General features: G+C 52.2%; 1 rRNA gene (cut by a window edge). It reads left to right on the forward strand.

Annotated features, from left to right (window positions below):
- Window positions 1-1,108 (forward strand): 23S ribosomal RNA (locus tag ACQKNX_RS25610) (its annotated part continues 1,468 nt past the right edge of the window); the annotation flags it as partial.

The raw sequence follows: 1,108 nt of genomic DNA on the forward strand, positions 1-1,108 counted from the left end.
GGGAGGACCATCTCCCAAGGCTAAATACTACCTAGTGACCGATAGTGAACCAGTACCGTGAGGGAAAGGTGAAAAGCACCCCGGAAGGGGAGTGAAAGAGATCCTGAAACCGTGTGCCTACAAGTAGTTAGAGCCCGTTAATGGGTGATAGCGTGCCTTTTGTAGAATGAACCGGCGAGTTACGATTACGTGCGAGGTTAAGCTTTAGAAGGCGGAGCCGCAGCGAAAGCGAGTCTGAATAGGGCGAATTAGTACGTGGTCGTAGACCCGAAACCAGGTGATCTACCCATGTCCAGGGTGAAGGTGAGGTAACACTTACTGGAGGCCCGAACCCACGCACGTTGAAAAGTGCGGGGATGAGGTGTGGGTAGCGGAGAAATTCCAATCGAACCTGGAGATAGCTGGTTCTCTCCGAAATAGCTTTAGGGCTAGCCTCGTGATGAGAATACTGGAGGTAGAGCACTGTTTGGACTAGGGGGCCATCCCGGTTTACCGAATTCAGACAAACTCCGAATGCCAGATATTTATACACGGGAGTCAGACTGCGAGTGATAAGATCCGTAGTCAAAAGGGAAACAGCCCAGACCACCAGCTAAGGTCCCAAAGTAATCGTTAAGTGGAAAAGGATGTGGCGTTGCACAGACAACCAGGATGTTGGCTTAGAAGCAGCCATCATTTAAAGAGTGCGTAATAGCTCACTGGTCGAGTGACGCTGCGCCGAAAATGTATCGGGGCTAAACGATTCACCGAAGCTGTGGATTGACATCTACGATGTCAGTGGTAGGAGAGCGTTCTAAGTGCGTTGAAGTCAGACCGGAAGGACTGGTGGAGCGCTTAGAAGTGAGAATGCCGGTATGAGTAGCGAAAGACGGGTGAGAATCCCGTCCACCGTATGACTAAGGTTTCCTGAGGAAGGCTCGTCCGCTCAGGGTTAGTCGGGACCTAAGCCGAGGCCGATAGGCGTAGGCGATGGACAACAGGTTGATATTCCTGTACCACCTCCTCACCGTTTGAGAAATGGGGGGACGCAGTAGGATAGGGTAAGCGCGCCGTTGGTTGTGCGCGTCCAAGCAGTAAGGCGTGTGTGTAGGCAAATCCGCACACTGGT

This window comes from Lysinibacillus sp. NPDC093712 (genome assembly GCF_050280025.1).
Classification (GTDB): domain Bacteria; phylum Bacillota; class Bacilli; order Bacillales_A; family Planococcaceae; genus Lysinibacillus.